At 73.5% G+C, this 15,712-nt stretch carries 9 protein-coding genes; 4 read left to right on the top strand and 5 right to left on the bottom strand.

What is annotated here, in order from left to right; translation table 11 throughout:
- Positions 1-256: 256 nt before the first annotated feature.
- The 3 genes from QSK45_RS28170 to QSK45_RS28160 all read right to left on the bottom strand — a co-directional run bounded on the left by QSK45_RS28170 (position 257) and on the right by QSK45_RS28160 (position 4,899).
- Positions 257-1,720 (bottom strand): aminotransferase class I/II-fold pyridoxal phosphate-dependent enzyme, encoded by a 1,464-nt coding sequence (locus tag QSK45_RS28170; RefSeq protein ID WP_285561702.1) that lies wholly within the window; start codon positions 1,718-1,720, stop codon positions 257-259.
- A 281-nt stretch (positions 1,721-2,001) separates the two neighbouring features.
- Positions 2,002-2,820, bottom strand: coding sequence for an inositol monophosphatase family protein (locus QSK45_RS28165; RefSeq protein ID WP_285561701.1), 819 nt, complete (start codon positions 2,818-2,820; stop codon positions 2,002-2,004).
- 906 nt (positions 2,821-3,726) lie between these two features.
- Positions 3,727-4,899, bottom strand: coding sequence for an FAD-dependent oxidoreductase (locus QSK45_RS28160; protein ID WP_285561700.1), 1,173 nt, complete (start codon positions 4,897-4,899; stop codon positions 3,727-3,729).
- Between the two features lie 219 nt (positions 4,900-5,118).
- On the opposite strand from QSK45_RS28160, the gene QSK45_RS28155 reads away from it, so the two are divergent.
- Positions 5,119-6,129, top strand: coding sequence for a Ppx/GppA family phosphatase (locus tag QSK45_RS28155; RefSeq protein ID WP_285561699.1), 1,011 nt, complete (start codon positions 5,119-5,121; stop codon positions 6,127-6,129).
- A 45-nt stretch (positions 6,130-6,174) separates the two neighbouring features.
- Here the strand turns inward: QSK45_RS28155 and QSK45_RS28150 are convergent, their stop codons facing one another.
- Entirely contained in the window at positions 6,175-8,814 is a 2,640-nt protein-coding gene (locus QSK45_RS28150) for a WD40/YVTN/BNR-like repeat-containing protein (RefSeq protein WP_285561698.1), read from the bottom strand.
- A 707-nt stretch (positions 8,815-9,521) separates the two neighbouring features.
- Between QSK45_RS28150 and QSK45_RS28140 the strand changes: the two genes are divergently transcribed.
- The 3 genes from QSK45_RS28140 to QSK45_RS28130 all read left to right on the top strand — a co-directional run bounded on the left by QSK45_RS28140 (position 9,522) and on the right by QSK45_RS28130 (position 12,147).
- The gene (locus QSK45_RS28140) at positions 9,522-9,938 is read left to right on the top strand and encodes a PaaI family thioesterase (RefSeq protein ID WP_285561697.1); all 417 of its coding nucleotides are present in this window, start codon (positions 9,522-9,524) and stop codon (positions 9,936-9,938) included.
- Between the two features lie 310 nt (positions 9,939-10,248).
- Positions 10,249-11,463, top strand: a complete 1,215-nt coding sequence (locus QSK45_RS28135; protein ID WP_285561696.1) for a carbohydrate-binding protein — start codon at positions 10,249-10,251, stop codon at positions 11,461-11,463.
- 192 nt (positions 11,464-11,655) lie between these two features.
- The gene (locus tag QSK45_RS28130; protein ID WP_285561695.1) at positions 11,656-12,147 is read left to right on the top strand and encodes a hypothetical protein; all 492 of its coding nucleotides are present in this window, start codon (positions 11,656-11,658) and stop codon (positions 12,145-12,147) included.
- Between the two features lie 88 nt (positions 12,148-12,235).
- Here QSK45_RS28130 and QSK45_RS28125 read toward each other — a convergent pair whose 3' ends face one another.
- Entirely contained in the window at positions 12,236-15,610 is a 3,375-nt protein-coding gene (locus tag QSK45_RS28125) for a pyruvate carboxylase (protein WP_285561694.1), read from the bottom strand.
- Positions 15,611-15,712: the final 102 nt, after the last annotated feature.

The following is a 15,712-nucleotide window of genomic DNA, read 5'->3' as shown; positions in this document are numbered from 1 at the left end:
CCGAAACCGGGGAATCGGTTGATTTCCCGGCCGGGGTGAAGTCGGGCCGTCTCCCATAGAGTTGCCGGGACAGCTGGCCCGCCGGACGCGCTGGTCCGTGCCCGGAGACCGCTCGGGCAGGGTCAAGCCCCCTTTGCCGAGGGCGCCTTCGTCAGGGGGCCGGTTTCTTGACCCGGGTCAGGGCAGCACCCGGCTGCCCGCATACGACACCCTAGGGGCAGCTCCGCGTCCGCGCAGTTCGGGACGGCCGGGGGTCTCAGTCCCGGGCGACGACCCGCAGGGTCTTGAGCGTGGGGTCCGCCGCGTCCGCGATCAGGAAGCCGTGCGCGACTCCGCTGCGCAGGAAGTCCACCATCTCCTCGGTGATGACCTCGCCGGGCGCGACGACCGGTACTCCGGGCGGGTAGGGGCTGACCATCTCGGCGGCGACGCGTCCGGCGGCGCGTTCGGCGGGCACCTGTTCGGCGGGCCCGAAGAAGGCCGTGCGGGGCAGCATCGCCTGTTCCGGTTCCAGGACGGCGGGCTCGGGCAGGTGCACCCGGGGCCGCCGTTCGATCGAGTCGGCGTGCTCCACCAGGGAGCGCAGCGACTCCACGAGGATCTTCTCGGTCTCGTCGTCGTCGGCGTAGGTGATGGAGGCGTTGACCCGGCAGGTGTCGGAGCCGCCCATGTCGACGTGGCAGTGGGCGCGCAGCCATTCGGTGGCCTGCATGCCGCTGATGCCGAGGCCGCGTACGTCCACGACGATCTTCATGGGGTCGAACTCGGCCGCCAGTCCCTCCTCGATGACCTCGCCGCCCATCACCTCCAGCCCCGGCAGCTCGCGCAGCACGGCACGGATCCGTTCGGCGCGGTGCAGGGCCGCGTCCATCAGTTCGCGCCCCCGTTCGGCCATCTGGCGCCGCCAGCCGTCCAGGGCGCCGTACACCAGGGAGGAGGCGCTGGTGGTGCCGAGCAGGTCCTCGCGCTGTTTGAGCACCTCGGGGGCGACCCGGTCGTGCTGGAGGTGGAAGACCGAACTCTGCTCGATGGCGCCGCCCATCTTGTGGACGCTGGTGACCACGAGGTCGGCGTCGGCGTCCATGCCCCAGGCGGGCAGTCCGGGGTGGAAGGGCAGATGGGCGCCCCACGCCTCGTCCACGATGAGCGGCACGTCCTCGGCGTGGCAGGCGCCGGCCAAGCCTCGGATGTCGGCGCAGGTGCCCCAGTCGGTGGGCGTGATCAGCAGCATGCCCTTCGCGTCCGGGTGCTCACGCAGCCGGCGCCGTACGTCGTCGGGCTCGGGCGGATGGGCCAGATGGCGCTCGGTGTCGAACTTGGGGTGGACCCAGACCGGGTCCACGCCGTTGATGATCACTGCGGCGATGACCGACTTGTGGGCGTTGCGGGACAGCAGCAGCTTCTCACCCGGGCCCGCCACCGCGAGCATCGCGGTCTTGACCGACAGGGAGCTGCCGCAGGTGGAGAAGAAGGCGTGTTCGGCGCCGACGGCGTCCGCCATCAGCTCCTGGGCCTGCTCCAGCACACCCTGGGACTGGCGGCGGTCGTCGAGGCCGTTCAGGGAGAGCACGTCCGAGCGGAAGACGTCCAGGCCGAGGACGTCGGCGACCCGGGGGTCGGTGCCGCGGCCCTGTTTGTGTCCGGGTGGCCCGAAGACCACGTCTCCCCGGCGCCGGAACTCCTCCAGAGCCTCCAGTACGGGTGCGCGCGAGTGGTCCATTGCTCCTCCTGAGCCGGTCGGTGCCGTGTCGGACGGGTTGCACCGGGCGAGCCGCGCAAACCCGCGAAGGCGCTCAGGTCCTGGGGCGATCCACGCGGGGCGCGTCCCGGGACCGGACCGGTGGCACCCGGTCCCAGGGCGCGGGCGGGGGCACGGGAAGGACGTCGGGCGACACGCTCGCGCACTGTTCGGTCCACGCTTCGGTTTGATCGGCGAGCCGCGGGGCGCACAAGCCTTCGGAAGCCGAACCGCCAGTGCGGACGGCGGCTCATGACATACCGTCAGGTCACCTCTCGTGTCTGCCGCCTGACCATCGCGAGGAGTGCGGCATGCGTACCGGGATCGGCCGCGGCGATCAGTCCGCCCCTGCCGGTGTGCACCGGCTCGCCGTACAGGCCGGTCACCGTGCAGCCGGCGGCCCGGCACAGGGCGATCCCGGCGGCGAAGTGCACGCTGTCGCGGAGGTCGCCGTCGGTGACGTAGGCGGCGCGGCGTCCGGCGGCGACCCAGGCGACGGCCAGGGTGCTGGAGATCACCCGGGGCCGGAACCACTCGGTGAAGCCGGGGTCGGCGAGCAGGAGGGGCACCCGGAAACCGGGGGCGTTGGGGAAGGGCGGGTCCAGGTTGACGTCCACCAGCGCGGAGGCCGCGGACGGGGCGAGCTTCTCGTCGCCGCCCTGCTCGGTGCCCAGCCGGGCCCGGGAGCCGTCGGTCCAGAAGACCTCGCCGGTGAACGGGTCGGCCGTCGCCGCCGCGGTCACCTCTCCGTCCACCCGCAGTGCCACGTTGACGCCGACGAGCATGGTCCGCACCGCGTAGTTGAGGGTGCCGCACAGCGGGTCGACCAGCCAGCGGCGGCGGGCCCCCTCGGCGCCGGTCGCACCGCTCTCCTCGCCGGTGACGGCGTCGTCCGGGCGGGCGGTGCGCAGCACGTCCAGGATGGCCCGCTCGGCTGCGATGTCCGCCTCGGTCGCGAAGTCGCCCGCGGTCTTCTCGTGGCGCGCGAGCCGGCCGCCGTACAGGTCGCGCACGACGGCGGCGCCCGCCCGTGCCGCGGTCACGGCCAGGCGGGCATCGGACTCCCCGTAGGTGATCGTCATGGGCGCAGCCTATGCCCGACTGCCTGGTGGTGGACCGGAGTTGTCCCCGTTCCGGGGTGAGGGCGGGCGTCTGCTCGGCGGCGGTGCGGCCCCTGCCGACGGCGCTGCCGCCGGGGGCGCTCCAGGTGCGCGCCGGGGCGGTCCCGGCGAGCCGCCCGGAGTGGGCGGACAGACCGGGGACGAGGCCGCTGTGGCGGTGACGAGGCGGTGGGCGCCGGTCGGGGGACGTCCGGGATCACTGACCACCACTGTCCGACGGCCGGGCTCCCCCTCCGCCCGGTGGCGGTGGGCGTGGTGCCCCGGGCGCGGTCCGCCGTCGTGGTGGAGTCGACGCCGAGCGGGGCGCCGGTCCCGGCGTCGCCGACGGCGCGGGCCCCGTCGCCGGTCGGCGTGAACGTCCGGGAGGCGCGGGCCGTGGGGGTGGGTGGACCGGGCCGCGGCGGCGGCGGAGCCGCCGGGGAGCGGGACGAGGATACGGCCGGTGCCCGCGGCGATCCGGTGGCGGCGTCCGGCGGGGTCGCGGGAGGGTGAGGTCGACGTACCCGCCGTCCGCGTCGTGCGTGCGGTCGTAGGCGCGGCACGACCGCACGGTCCTCCCGACGATCGGGGAGCTGGTCCGGTCGGCGCCGTCGAGGAACCAGCGGTGGCAGGAGGCGTTCGCGTAGGCGCCCGCGTCGCCGGTCGGACGCCGTTTGCGGGTGGCGACGTCGCTCTCCTTGCCGCCGGTGCCGGGCGGGGACCAGGCGCGGTCGTACCACTCGTGCCAGGAGCCGGGGGCCGTCTTGGCGGCGATCGGGGCGCGTGCGACGTGCTCGTAGAACGCCTTCCAGCCGCCCTCCGTGTCCACGATCCGGGACATGGCCTCCCGTGCGCCGGCTCTTGCGCTGTCGCGCGCGGGCCGTGCGGTCAGCCGTTCTCGGACAGGGGCCGGTCCCAGGCGAGCCGGCGGATCAGTTCCTCGTCCCGGTGGTCGGGGCGGTGGTTCGGGTCCGCGGGGCGGGCGGGGGCGTGGGTGCCGCGCGAGATGCCGCCGCTGACGGTGATGTTGTGCTCCACGCGCGGGCGCCGGTGCCGCTCGTAGGCGTCGAACGCCCGTGCGGCGTCCGGGAGGTCGCGCAGCGCCTTGGCGATGACGACCGCGTCCTCCAGCCCCATCGAGGCGCCCTGTCCGGTGGCCGGGGAGGCCGCGTGGGCGGCGTCCCCGATGAGCAGGACACGGCCGACGTGCCAGCGGGTGCCGAGCGGCATCTCGGTGGCGTTGGCGACCATGACGGGGGCCGCCGCGGCGGCGACGAGCGCGGCGGCCGGCGTGGTGTCCCCGCGCAGCAGGGGCAGCAGGTCGGCGCGCGGTACGGCCTTCCGGGCGCCCGTCGCCCGGCCTGGCAGCGGGTCGCCGCCGACGCGGGCGAACCAGTACGCCTCCCCCGTCGGCGCGTTGGCGTACCCGAAGGCGCTCTCGCTGCCTCGCACCATGGTGATGACGCCGCTGCCGCCCGTGCCCGGGACACCCGGTGTGCGGCCGTAGAAGACGCGTTGTCCCGCGTAGGCGGGCCGGACACCGGGCAGGAGGGCGCGGCGGACGGCGGAGTTCAGGCCGTCGGCGCCGATGAGCAGATCGCCGGTCGCGGTGGTGCCGTCCGCGAAGCGCGCGGTCACGGCGCTCGGGCCGTCCGTCACGGACGTCAGCCGGGCGCCGTGGACGAGGCGGATGCCGCGCCGCAGCACCTCCTTGTGGAGCGCGGCGTTCAGCTCGCCGCGCCGCAGGCAGCGGTAGCGCAGATCGGGGTCGGCGATCTCGCCGAGCGGGACATGGGCCAGTTCGGCGCCCCGCGCGTCGAGCAGGCGCAGCGAAGTCAGCGGAAAACCGATGGCCGTCACGGCGGTGACCGCGTCGAGCTGGGCCAGGGCACGCATGCCGGTGCTGGCGAGGGTGAGGAAGGCGCCGATGTGTTCGGCAGGGCCGCGGTGCGCCTCGTACACGCGGACGTCGCAGCCCGCTCGGTGCAGGCCCAGTGCGGCGGCGCTGCCCGCGATGCCGCCGCCGATCACCAGGACTCTGGTCGCTGCCGTACCGGTCATGTGCCGCTCCCCATGCCGACAGTGGTGGCGTCCATCCAAGTACAGCGGTGGGCCACGGGGGGCGGGCGGGGCCCGGATCCGGACAGGGGCGGGCGGTCGCCCGGTGCGCGCCGGCCGGTGTCCGGCGCGCCCCGGGCGCCGCCCGCGGGGCCGGGGTGTGCGCGCGTCCGCCCCTCGGGCGCAGGCGTTCCGGGGGGTGGAGTGGGTACGCACCCGGCCATGCGGCTGAGTGTGGTGGACGCGGGATCGAACACGGTGCGACTGGTGATCGCGGATGTGGAAGGGGGTGTTCCGCTGCCGGTGCACACCGTCAAGTGGAAGCTGCGCCTGTCCGAACAGGTCGGTGCGGACGGCACGATCGCGGAGGAGGCGGTGGAGCGGCTGGTCAAGGCGGTGGCCGAGGCGGGCGACACGGCACTGCGGTGGAGCGCCTCGGGCCCGCTGGCGTTCGCCACGGCGGTGGTGCGCGGTGCCCCGAACCGCGCGGAGGTGCTGGAGCGGGTGGCGTCCGGGACCGGGATCCGGATGTGCACGCTGCCGGGCGAGACAGAGGCCGAGCTGACGTTCCTGGCGGCCCGCCGCTGGCTCGGCTGGAAGGCGGGCCCGCTCGCACTGCTGGACATCGGCGGCGGCTCGCTGGAAGTCGCCTTCGGGCGGGGGCGGCTGCCGGACTTCGCCGCCTCGCTGCCGCTGGGCGCGAACCGCCTCACCCGCGAGTACCTGGGCGTCCAGGACCCGCCCGGGGCCGGCGAGTTGAAGGAGCTGCGCCGCCGGATCCGTCATGAACTGCGGGACGTGGCGGCGCGGATACGGTGGGAGTCGCCGCGCACCGCGGCCGTCAGCTCCCGGACGTTCCAGCAGCTGGCCCGGCTGTGCGGGGCGGCGCCGGGGCGGTTCGGCCCCTTCGAGCCGCGCGCGCTGCTGCGCCGGGACCTGCGGGAGGCCGTGGGGGCGCTGGCCGCCCGCCCCGCCGCCGAGCGCGCCCAGTTACCCGGCATCTCCGCGCCGCGCGCCGCCCAGAGCCTGGCCGGTGCCGTCGTCGGGCACACGGCCCTGAAGCTGATGGGGCTGCGCCGGGCCGTGGTCTGCCCGTGGGCGATCCGCGAGGGCATCCTGCTGCGCTACGTCGAGGACGGCGCCGACTGGTGGACACGGACCACGGGGGCCGGTCTCACGACGGCGCCGCCCTCGGCGGTGTCGCTGCGGAGCGTCGCGGGACCGTCCGCGTGACGCGCAGGAGGGGTGACCGTACGGCCACCCCTCCCCCGGTCCCGGTCAGCGCAGCTTGCCGACCTTGAAGGTGTAGATGCCCCGGCCGTGCGTGGCGGCGTACAGCGTGCCGCCGTCGGGGCTGGTCTTCAGCTGGAGCACGGCGACGGCGGGCAGGTCGCCGACGCGCTTCCAGGTGGTGCCGCCCGGCGCCCGGTAGACGACGCCGAGGTCGGTGGCGACGGCGAGGCCGCCGTCCGCGGTCACCAGCGCGCCGTTGGTGGGCACGTCCGGGAGGTTCTCGGAGATGTCCTTCCAGGTGGTGCCACCGTCGGTGGACTCGAACACGTGGCCGACCCCGGCGCCGGGACCCTCGGTCCAGTGGCGGGAGAAGCCGTTGACCGTCAGGTAGACGTGGTCGGCGTCGTCCGGGTCGACGGCGAAGCCGCTGAGGTAGCGGTTGGGCACCGTGCCGTCCACGGGCAGGCTGATGTCGTGCCAGCCGGTGCCGTCCGCGTTGCCGACCGAGATGCCGCGGGCGAAGCCCTGGTCGTTGCAGGGGCCGCACCAGGCGGCGTACACCTTCCCGCCGGAGGCGGCGACGGCGGTGGTGGTACGCCCCTTGCCGAGGTCGTGGGCGCTGGTCCACTCGGAGCCGCTGCGGATGGCGTAGCCGTGGTGCTGCACCCACACGTGCCGGCCGCCGGCGACCCAGGTGTCGCTGTCCTTCAGGTCCGCGGCGAGCGGGGCGATGAAGCGGGCCTCGCCGGTGGCGTTGTCGGGCGGGGCGACCGAGTACGACGTGATCTTGCTCGGATCGTTCACCCAACCACCGTCGTTGACCGCGCAGTTCTGGGTGACCTGGACGGCGAGGTAGACGTACTCCTGGGCGATGTTGCAGCCGTTGGCGGGGTCGGTGAGCGTGTCGCCGCCGTCGCCGCCGAAGTTGGAGCCCATCACCGTGTCGTTGCCGCGCAGCATGGACTGGCCGTTGTCCTGCAGACCGCCGGTGACGGAGACGCCCCCGTGGTCGAGGTCCTTGCCGATGCCCACGGAGTAGTACTCCAGGGCGTCGATGGTGCCGTCGTTCAGGGACGTCCAGTCGGTGGCGTGGCCGTCGGCGTCCTGGGAGCCGTCGACCGGGCGCCTGTAGACGCCGCCGTCGTTGCCCACGTACACGTACGGCTTGCCGTGGTAGGTGCCGATGGCGACGCCGTGCTGGTCGGAGTGGGTGGTGGGGTTGCAGTCACCGGTCTGCTTCGCGGGGTCGATGCTCCAGCAGGAGAAGGTGAAGTTCCAGTACGGGCCCACGGTCGACCAGGTGCTGCCGCCGTCCTTGGTCTCGTAGACCTCTTCGAGTCCGGCGTACAGGTGTTCCGGGTCGCTCGGGTCGACGGCGAGGAACTGGTTGTACCAGGCCTGCACGCCGGGCATGTAACCCGGGGAGGTCAGCGCCGAGTTGTCGGCGGCCAGGCCCTTGTAGTCGGCGATCTTCGTCCACGGGCCCGCCGGCGAGCCGGACTTGGAGACGTAGATGCCCTCCAGGCCGCTGTCCGGGTTGGTGCCGAGCTGCTCGGGCGACTGGTCGATGGCGTAGTAGCGGGAGCCGTCGGCGGACCGGGCGAAGGTCACGTTGCCGACGTCCTCCGGGTCGGCCGGCAGGTCGCCGAGGCCGCTGGTGATCCGCTTCCACGCGCCGTCGGACTTGGTGTAGAAGCCGTTGTAGTCGTCGCCGCTGCGCCAGCCGACCGCGAGGACCACCTTGGCCGGGTCCTGGGGGTCGATGGCGATGTCATTGGCGATGTTCTTGTACGCCGCGGCCGGGTCGTGGGCCTTCGGGCCGTTCGGCAGGTAGTCGGGATTCGGTGCGAACTCCAGCTTCCAGGGACCGTCGAGGTCCCTGGTGGAGTGGCTCCACACGCCCTCGCTGGTGGCCGCCCACACCGTGCCGCCGGCGAAGCGCAGCTCGTGGATGGTGGTGCTCTCCAGCTCGTCGCCGCCGACCCGGGTGCGCTGGGAGAAGCTGCCGTGGTGCGGGTGGGCGAGGACGTAGACGCCGCTGCCGAGGTAGGCGTCGGAGTTGGTCGTGGCCTCGCCGGTGCCGAGCCACAGCCGGCCGCCCCCGTCGACGGCGAGGGCACCGGTGGACTGGGAGGGCAGCTCGTCGCTGATGGGCTGCCAGTTCCCGCCGCCGGTGCGCGAGCGCCACACGCCGCCGCCCGCGCTGCCCGCGTACACGTAACCGTCGTCGTCGGCGGCGACGGCTGCCATCCGTCCGGTGACGTCGCCCGAGCCGCCGCTGGAGTTGGAGTCGAAGTCGCGGTAGCGCGGGTCGTCCGAGTCGTACGGCAGGTCCGTGATGTTGCGCCAGCTGCCGCCGGTGCTCCTGAGCCTGCCGAGGTCGCCCCACGCGGCGCCGTAGGCGCCCGGTGCGACGATACCGGGCGACGTGCGGGCCTCGGCGTACTGGTCCGCGCCCTCGGCGATCTCGTCCGCCTCGTTGCCGCCGTCGCCGTCCGCCGACAGGTGCGGCGTCATGGCGCCCACCGACTGGGTCCGCTCCTTGGCGAGCTGATCGAGGGCGCGGACGCCGAAGGGGCTCGCCGAGCGGCCGGCGGCCGACGACGGGGGTATCGCCACGAGCGCGGCGGACGCGGTGATCGCGCAGACGGTGAACCACCGTCTGCCGCGGGTTGGTTCGGACACCAGACCTCCAGGAACAGGCATTCGACTCTGCCGACGCAGGAGACCTGATCACATCGATGGGCAGCACTCCACAACTTGGTGAACATTTGACACGTACGCGCCAGTAATAGGCCCCGGACCGTTCGCACAGGCCGCGCGCGGCGACAGGCGGGGGCGGCCGGGTCCGGGCCGCGGGTGCGTACAGCGGCCGGATCCCGGCCGCGGGTGCGCGGGGCGCCCATGACCAAAGGGCCGATTGTCAGGGCGCGTTCGTGGCCGCGGGTGCGCGGGGCGCCCGCCGTCCGCAGCAGCCGGCCGGCGGGCCCGCGCAGCCGCGGGTGGGCCGGCACGGTGTTGCGCGGTCCGCGCAACGGGCCGGCGCCACAGGCGGCGGGCGAGGGCCACCGGACGCGGCCGGGCCAGGAACCCCTTCCCCACCCGCAGTTCACGGGTCTTCAGCCAGTCCCTGCACTCCTTGTCGCGGCGCCCGAGGTCCCCAGGCGCACCCCGCGCCGGACGGCCGCCTCGGCGATGCGCGGATGCGTCATCATCCCCGGGCAGCACCGGTGCGGTTCGGGGCCGTACGCGGCGGACCGGGCGACCAGGACGGTGCGTCCGAAACGGGACCCGCGAACTCCCCGTTCCCGCACGGGAGGAGACTCCGGCTGGCAGACTCGTGATCAACCGGCACCCGTGATCCACCCGGCACCCACGAAAGGCGGTACGTCATGACGTCCCTCTCCGAGCCCGCCGAGCTGCTGGCCTCCATGCCGTTCGCGGCCGGCCTCGGCATCGAGCTGCGGGAGGCCACCGCCGAGCGCACCGTGGGCGCACTCGCCTGGTCACCCGAGGCGTGCACGGTCGGCGGCGCGCTGCACGGCGGGGCGCTGATGGCGCTGGCGGACAGCGTGGGCGCGGTGTGCGCGTACCTCAATCTGCCCGAGGGGGCCGTCGGCACCTCCACGGTGGAGTCCAAGACCAACTTCCTGCGGGCGGTCACCTCGGGCCGGGTCCACGCCACGGCCCGGCCGCTGCACCTGGGCGGCACGCTCATCGTGGTGCAGACGGACCTGCGGGACGACCGGGACCGGCTGGTCGGGCAGACGACGCAGACGCAGATCGTGTTGCGGAAGCAGGCCGGCTGAGCCACCGGGGCCGGGGGGCCGGACCGCGCCGGAAGGCGGGGTCCGGCCCCCTTGCCGTATGCGTGGACGCCGACTTCCGTCCGCCGCCCGGTCGTTCGATCCGGCGACCCGGGGCACGTCGGTCACCACGGGAGCCTGCCGCCGAACGGGGCTTCGGTCTGTGTTTGGTCGGCAAAGGGCAAAGGGAACGTATGGTCTAGTCCAAAGAGCGGGTTGGTCCAGGCCAACTCATTGACGTGAGCGCAACAACTCCCGGAGGGTGGGGCCACCTCCCCCACGCGGGCTCACCCCCACCCTCTGGAGGCACGCAGTGAGACGTCTTCACGCCTGTCTGAGCGCGGCGGCCGCCGTCGTGCTCGCCGCCGCGGGCACCACCGCACTGGTCGCGGCCAACGCCTCGGGCGCCACTCCCCAGGACGCCCTGAGCAACCGCTGGTACGCGGCCGCTCCGTACTTGATGCCGCTGGACAACGACCCGCCGGACCCGGCCGCCATCATGGACGCCACCGGTCTCAAGGCGTTCCAGCTGGCCTTCGTGCTCGCCCCCGCCGGGGGCGGCTGCTCGCCCACCTGGGGCGGCACGGCACCGGTGTCCTCGGACACCGCCGTGAAGTCGATGATCGACACCATCCGCGCCAAGGGCGGCGACGTGTCCGTCTCCATCGGCGGCTACGGCGGCACCAAGCTCGGCCAGGCGTGCGCGGACGCGGCGTCCACGGCGGCGGCGTACCAGCAGGTGATCACCAAGTACGGCCTGCACGCGATCGACTTCGACCTGGAGGAGCCGGAGTACGAGAACACCGCGGCCATCAAGAACGAGATCGGCGCCGCGAAGATCCTCCAGCAGGACAACCCGGGCCTGTACGTCTCCGTGACCACGGCCGGCACGGCGGACGGCACCGGCTGGTTCGGCAAGCAGATGCTGCTGGAGGCGAAGGCGCAGGGGTTCACCCCGAACAACTTCTCCATCATGCCGTTCGACGGCGGATTCAGCGGGGCGGCGAGCCAGACCAGCGCGCTCACCGACTTCAACTCGATCCTGCGGTCCACCTTCGGCTGGGACGAGGCCACCGCCTACGCCCACGAGGGCTTCTCCGGCATGAACGGCCGCAGCGACACCGGCGAGATCTTCGGCCAGAGCGACTTCCAGACGGTCCTGGACTACGCGACCGGCCACCACATGGACCGGTTCACCTTCTGGTCGCTCAACCGGGACCGGCAGTGCAGCCCGCCCGACAACGGGGGCCGCACGTCCGGCACGTGTTCGAGCGTGGCGCAGAACGACTGGGACTTCGCCAGGTACTCGGTGACGTTCGCGGGTGCGACCCCGCCGACCGGCACCCCGACCCCCACCCCCACGCCGACGCCCTCCTCCTGCAAGCCCGCCTGGAACTCGTCCACCGCGTACACGGGCGGGACCGAGGTGTCGTACGACCAGCACAACTGGAAGGCCAAGTGGTGGACCCAGAACGAGGTGCCCGGCGCCTCGACCTGGGGCCCCTGGCAGGACGAGGGCGCCTGCTGAGCACGCGCCCGCCCTCCGGCCGGGGACGCGTCCGGTGCGCACGATCGTGGACGCGTCCTCGGCCGCACGCCCCTCCCGCGGCCGGTCCGTCCGGGTGACACGCGGTACGACCTGCGCGACTGGTGGAATGCGCCGCGTGGTCGTAGCGTCGATGTGACCTGCTCGGACACGGCACGAACGGTGGGAGCGGCCATGCGCGCAACAGTGGTGGGAACGGCGGTGACCCTGGCGACGGCGGCTCTGCTGACGGCGGGGGCGGCGACGGCCTCGGCCAGCCCGCCGACCACGTCCTCGTCGCCGACCGCGTCAGCGCGGGCCGCACACGGGGACAGGGTGCTCGTGGACTGCTTCGCCCACCGCAACGTACGCCCCGCGGACTTCATCCTGGCCTGTGGTGACGGCAACAGCCGCCTCAAGGGGCTCCAGTGGAGTTCCTGGGGCGCCGGCGGCGCCACGGGCACCGGCACGAACTGGGTGAACGACTGCAAGCCGTACTGCGCGGCCGGCACCTTCCACCCCTACCCGGTGGTCATCCGGCTCAGCGGCGACACGAAGTGGACGAAGCACCCGTCCTTCGACCGCTACACACAGCTGAGCCTGACCTACACGGGCGCGCGCCCCGAGGGCTTCCAGCGGGTCATGTCGTACCCGCTCTGGGACGGGCCCTCGGCGCCGCAGGGCTGAGGCGCCCCGGACCGCACGCCCCGCGCGGGAGCGCCGGGGGGCCGCACGCCCCCCGGCGCTCCCGCGCATCGCGCTGCCCGGTGCCGGCTCAGGCGATCTCGACCAGCAGGTCGCCGCCCTCCACCTGCTGGATGCGGTTGATGGCCAGCCGGGAGATCCGGCCCGCCTTCGGGGCGGTGATGGCGGCCTCCATCTTCATCGCCTCGATGGTGGCGATGGTGACCCCGGCCGCCACCTCGTCGCCCTCGGCCACGGTGAGGGTCACCACGCCGGCGAACGGGGCCGCGACGTGGCCCGGGTTCGCGCGGTCGGCCTTCTCCGTCACCGGCACGTCCGAGGCCGCCGCCCGGTCACGCACCTGAATGGGCCGCAGCTGGCCGTTGAGCGTCGACATCACCGTGCGCATACCGCGCTCGTCGGCCTCGCCGATCGCCTGCAGCTCGATCAGCAGCCGCACGCCGGGCTCCAGGTCGACGGCGTACTCCTTGGCCGGCCGCAGCCCGTAGAAGAACGCCTTGCTGTCGAGGACGCTCGTGTCGCCGTACGCCTGCCGGTGTGCGTCGAACTCCCTGGTGGGCGCCGGGAACAGCAGCCGGTTGAGGGTCGCCCGGCGGTCCTTGGCCAGCCCCTCGCGGTCCTCGGCGGACAGCTCGGCCACCGGCTTGGCCGCGGCACGCCCCTTCAGCGCCTTGGTGCGGAACGGCTCCGGCCACCCGCCGGGCGGGGTGCCCAGCTCCCCGCGCAGGAAGCCGATCACCGAGTCCGGGATGTCGAACCGGTCGGGGGTCTGTTCGAAGTCTTCCGGGGAAACGCCCGCGCCGACCAGGTGGAGGGCGAGGTCGCCGACCACCTTGGAGGACGGGGTGACCTTGACCAGGCGGCCGAGGATGCGGTCGGCGGCGGCGTACATCGCCTCGATGTCCTCGAAGCGGTCGCCGAGGCCGAGGGCCACGGCCTGGGTGCGCAGGTTGGACAGCTGGCCGCCCGGGATCTCGTGGTGGTAGACGCGCCCGGTGGGCGAGGCGAGGCCCGCCTCGAACGGCGCGTAGATCCGGCGCACGCCCTCCCAGTACGGCTCCAGCTCGCCGACCGCCTGGAGGTCGAGGCCGGTGGGCCGCTCGGAGTGGTCGGTGGCGGCCACGATCGCGGACAGGGAGGGCTGCGAGGTCGTACCGGCCATGGAGGCGACCGCGCCGTCCACCGCGTCCGCGCCCGCCTGGATCGCGGCGAGGTAGGTGGCGAGCTGGCCGCCCGCGGTGTCGTGGGTGTGCAGATGCACGGGCAGGTCGAACTCCCGGCGCAGCGCCGAGACCAGCGTGGCGGCGGCCGGGGCGCGCAGCAGTCCGGCCATGTCCTTGATCGCGAGGACATGGGCGCCCGCGTCGACGATCTGCTCGGCGAGCCGCAGGTAGTAGTCGAGGGTGTAGAGCCGCTCGGCGGGGTCGCTCAGGTCGCCGGTGTAGCAGAGGGCGACCTCGGCGATCGCCGTGCCGGTCTCGCGTACGGCGTCGATGGCGGGCCGCATCTGGCCGACGTCGTTCAGGGCGTCGAAGATGCGGAAGATGTCGATGCCGGTGGCGGCGGCCTCCTGGACGAAGGCGTCGGTGACCTCGGTCGGGTACGGGGTGTAGCCGACGGTGTTGCGGCCACGCAGCAGCATCTGGAGGCAGATGTTGGGCACGGCCTCGCGCAGGGCGGCCAGCCGCTCCCAGGGGTCCTCGGCCAGGAAGCGCAGGGCGACGTCGTAGGTGGCGCCGCCCCAGCACTCCAGGGACAGCAGCTCGGGCAGGGTGCGGGCGACGACCGGGGCGACGGCGAGCAGGTCCCTGGTGCGCACCCGGGTGGCGAGCAGCGACTGGTGGGCGTCGCGGAAGGTGGTGTCGGTGACGCCGATCGTCGGCGACTCGCGCAGTCGGCGGGCGAAGCCCTCGGGGCCCAGCTCGACCAGGAGTTGGCGGGAACCGGCGGGCGGCTCACCGGCCGGCAGCGCGGGCAGCTTGGTCGACGGGTCGAACAGGTCGGGGCGCTCGCCGTGCGGCTTGTTCACCGTGACGTCGGCGAGGTAGGTGAGCAGCTTGGTGCCGCGGTCCGCGGAGGAGCGGGCGGTCAGCAGGTGCGGGCGCTCCTCGATGAACGAGGTGGTGATCCGCCCGGCCTGGAAGTCCGGGTCGTCCAACACGGCCTGGAGGAAGGGGATGTTGGTGGCCACGCCGCGGATGCGGAACTCGGCGACGGCACGCCGGGCGCGGCCGATGGCTGCCCTGAAGTCCCGTCCCCGGCAGGTGAGCTTGACCAGCATCGAGTCGAAGTGGGCGCTGATCTCCGTACCGGCGTGGGTGGTTCCGCCGTCGAGGCGGATGCCGGAGCCGCCCGGCGAGCGGTAGGCGCTGATCCGGCCGGTGTCCGGGCGGAAGCCGTTGGCAGGGTCCTCGGTGGTGATACGGCACTGGAGCGCGGCCCCGTGCAGGGTGATGGTGTCCTGGGCGAGGCCGAGGTCGGCGAGGGTCTCGCCGGCCGCGATCCGCAGCTGCGCCTGGACCAGGTCGACGTCCGTCACCTCCTCGGTGACGGTGTGCTCGACCTGGATGCGGGGGTTCATCTCGATGAAGACGTGGTTGCCGGCCCGGTCGAGCAGGAACTCCACGGTGCCCGCGTTGCGGTAGCCGATCTCGCGGGCGAAGCGGACGGCGTCGGCGCAGATCCGGTCGCGCAGTTCCGGGTCGAGGTTCGGCGCGGGCGCCAGCTCGATGACCTTCTGGTGGCGGCGCTGCACCGAACAGTCGCGCTCGAAGAGGTGGACGACGTTGCCCTCGCCGTCGGCGAGGATCTGCACCTCGATGTGGCGGGGGTCGACGACGGCCTTCTCCAGGAAGACGGTCGGGTCGCCGAACGCGGACGCGGCCTCCCGGGAGGCGGCCTCGATGGACTCGCGCAGCTGGGCGGGTTCCTCGACCCGGCGCATGCCGCGACCGCCGCCGCCCGCGACCGCCTTGACGAACACGGGGAAGCCGATCTCCTCGGCGGCGCGCACCAGTTCGTCCACGTCGGTGGAGGGCTGGGAGGAGCCGAGCACCGGCACGCCGGCCGCACGGGCGGCGGCGACCGCGCGCGCCTTGTTGCCGGTCAGCTCCAGGGTGGCCGTGTCGGGGCCGACGAAGGTGATGCCCGCCTCCTCGCAGGCGCGGGCCAGCTCCGGGTTCTCGGACAGGAAGCCGTAGCCGGGGTAGACGGCGTCCGCGCCGGCCCGGCGGGCGGCGGCCACGATCTCCTCGACGGAGAGGTAGGCGCGGACGGGGTGCCCCGGTTCCCCGATCTCGTAGGCCTCGTCGGCCTTGAGCCGGTGGAGCGAGTTGCGGTCTTCGTGCGGGAACACGGCGACGGTGCGCGCGCCGAGTTCGTAGCCCGCCCGGAACGCGCGGATCGCGATCTCTCCGCGGTTGGCGACCAGCACCTTACGGAACATCCTGGAATCCCTTCAGCTGCCTGTCGGCGACGAACGTCATGGTGTCAGACACGCCCTGCCCTGGCGTTTACCGCGCAACCCTAGGGGCTGGCCGCAGGGGGC

The sequence above is a fragment of the Streptomyces hygroscopicus subsp. hygroscopicus genome, from assembly GCF_030269125.1.
Lineage (GTDB): Bacteria > Actinomycetota > Actinomycetes > Streptomycetales > Streptomycetaceae > Streptomyces > Streptomyces hygroscopicus_C.
Note: the sequence above shows the minus strand (reverse complement) of the source record. Positions and strands in the feature narration are given on the sequence as shown.

What these genes read in the sequence shown, in the direction of transcription:
- QSK45_RS28130 (WP_285561695.1), top strand. Translation starts at nt 11,656, where the DNA reads ATGCGCGCAACAGTGGTGGGAACGGCGGTGACCCTGGCGACGGCGGCT.
- QSK45_RS28140 (WP_285561697.1), top strand. Translation starts at nt 9,522, where the DNA reads ATGACGTCCCTCTCCGAGCCCGCCGAGCTGCTGGCCTCCATGCCGTTC.
- QSK45_RS28165 (WP_285561701.1), bottom strand. Translation starts at nt 2,820, where the DNA reads ATGACGATCACCTACGGGGAGTCCGATGCCCGCCTGGCCGTGACCGCG.
- QSK45_RS28160 (WP_285561700.1), bottom strand. Translation starts at nt 4,899, where the DNA reads ATGACCGGTACGGCAGCGACCAGAGTCCTGGTGATCGGCGGCGGCATC.
- QSK45_RS28125 (WP_285561694.1), bottom strand. Translation starts at nt 15,610, where the DNA reads ATGTTCCGTAAGGTGCTGGTCGCCAACCGCGGAGAGATCGCGATCCGC.
- QSK45_RS28170 (WP_285561702.1), bottom strand. Translation starts at nt 1,720, where the DNA reads ATGGACCACTCGCGCGCACCCGTACTGGAGGCTCTGGAGGAGTTCCGG.
- QSK45_RS28155 (WP_285561699.1), top strand. Translation starts at nt 5,119, where the DNA reads ATGCGGCTGAGTGTGGTGGACGCGGGATCGAACACGGTGCGACTGGTG.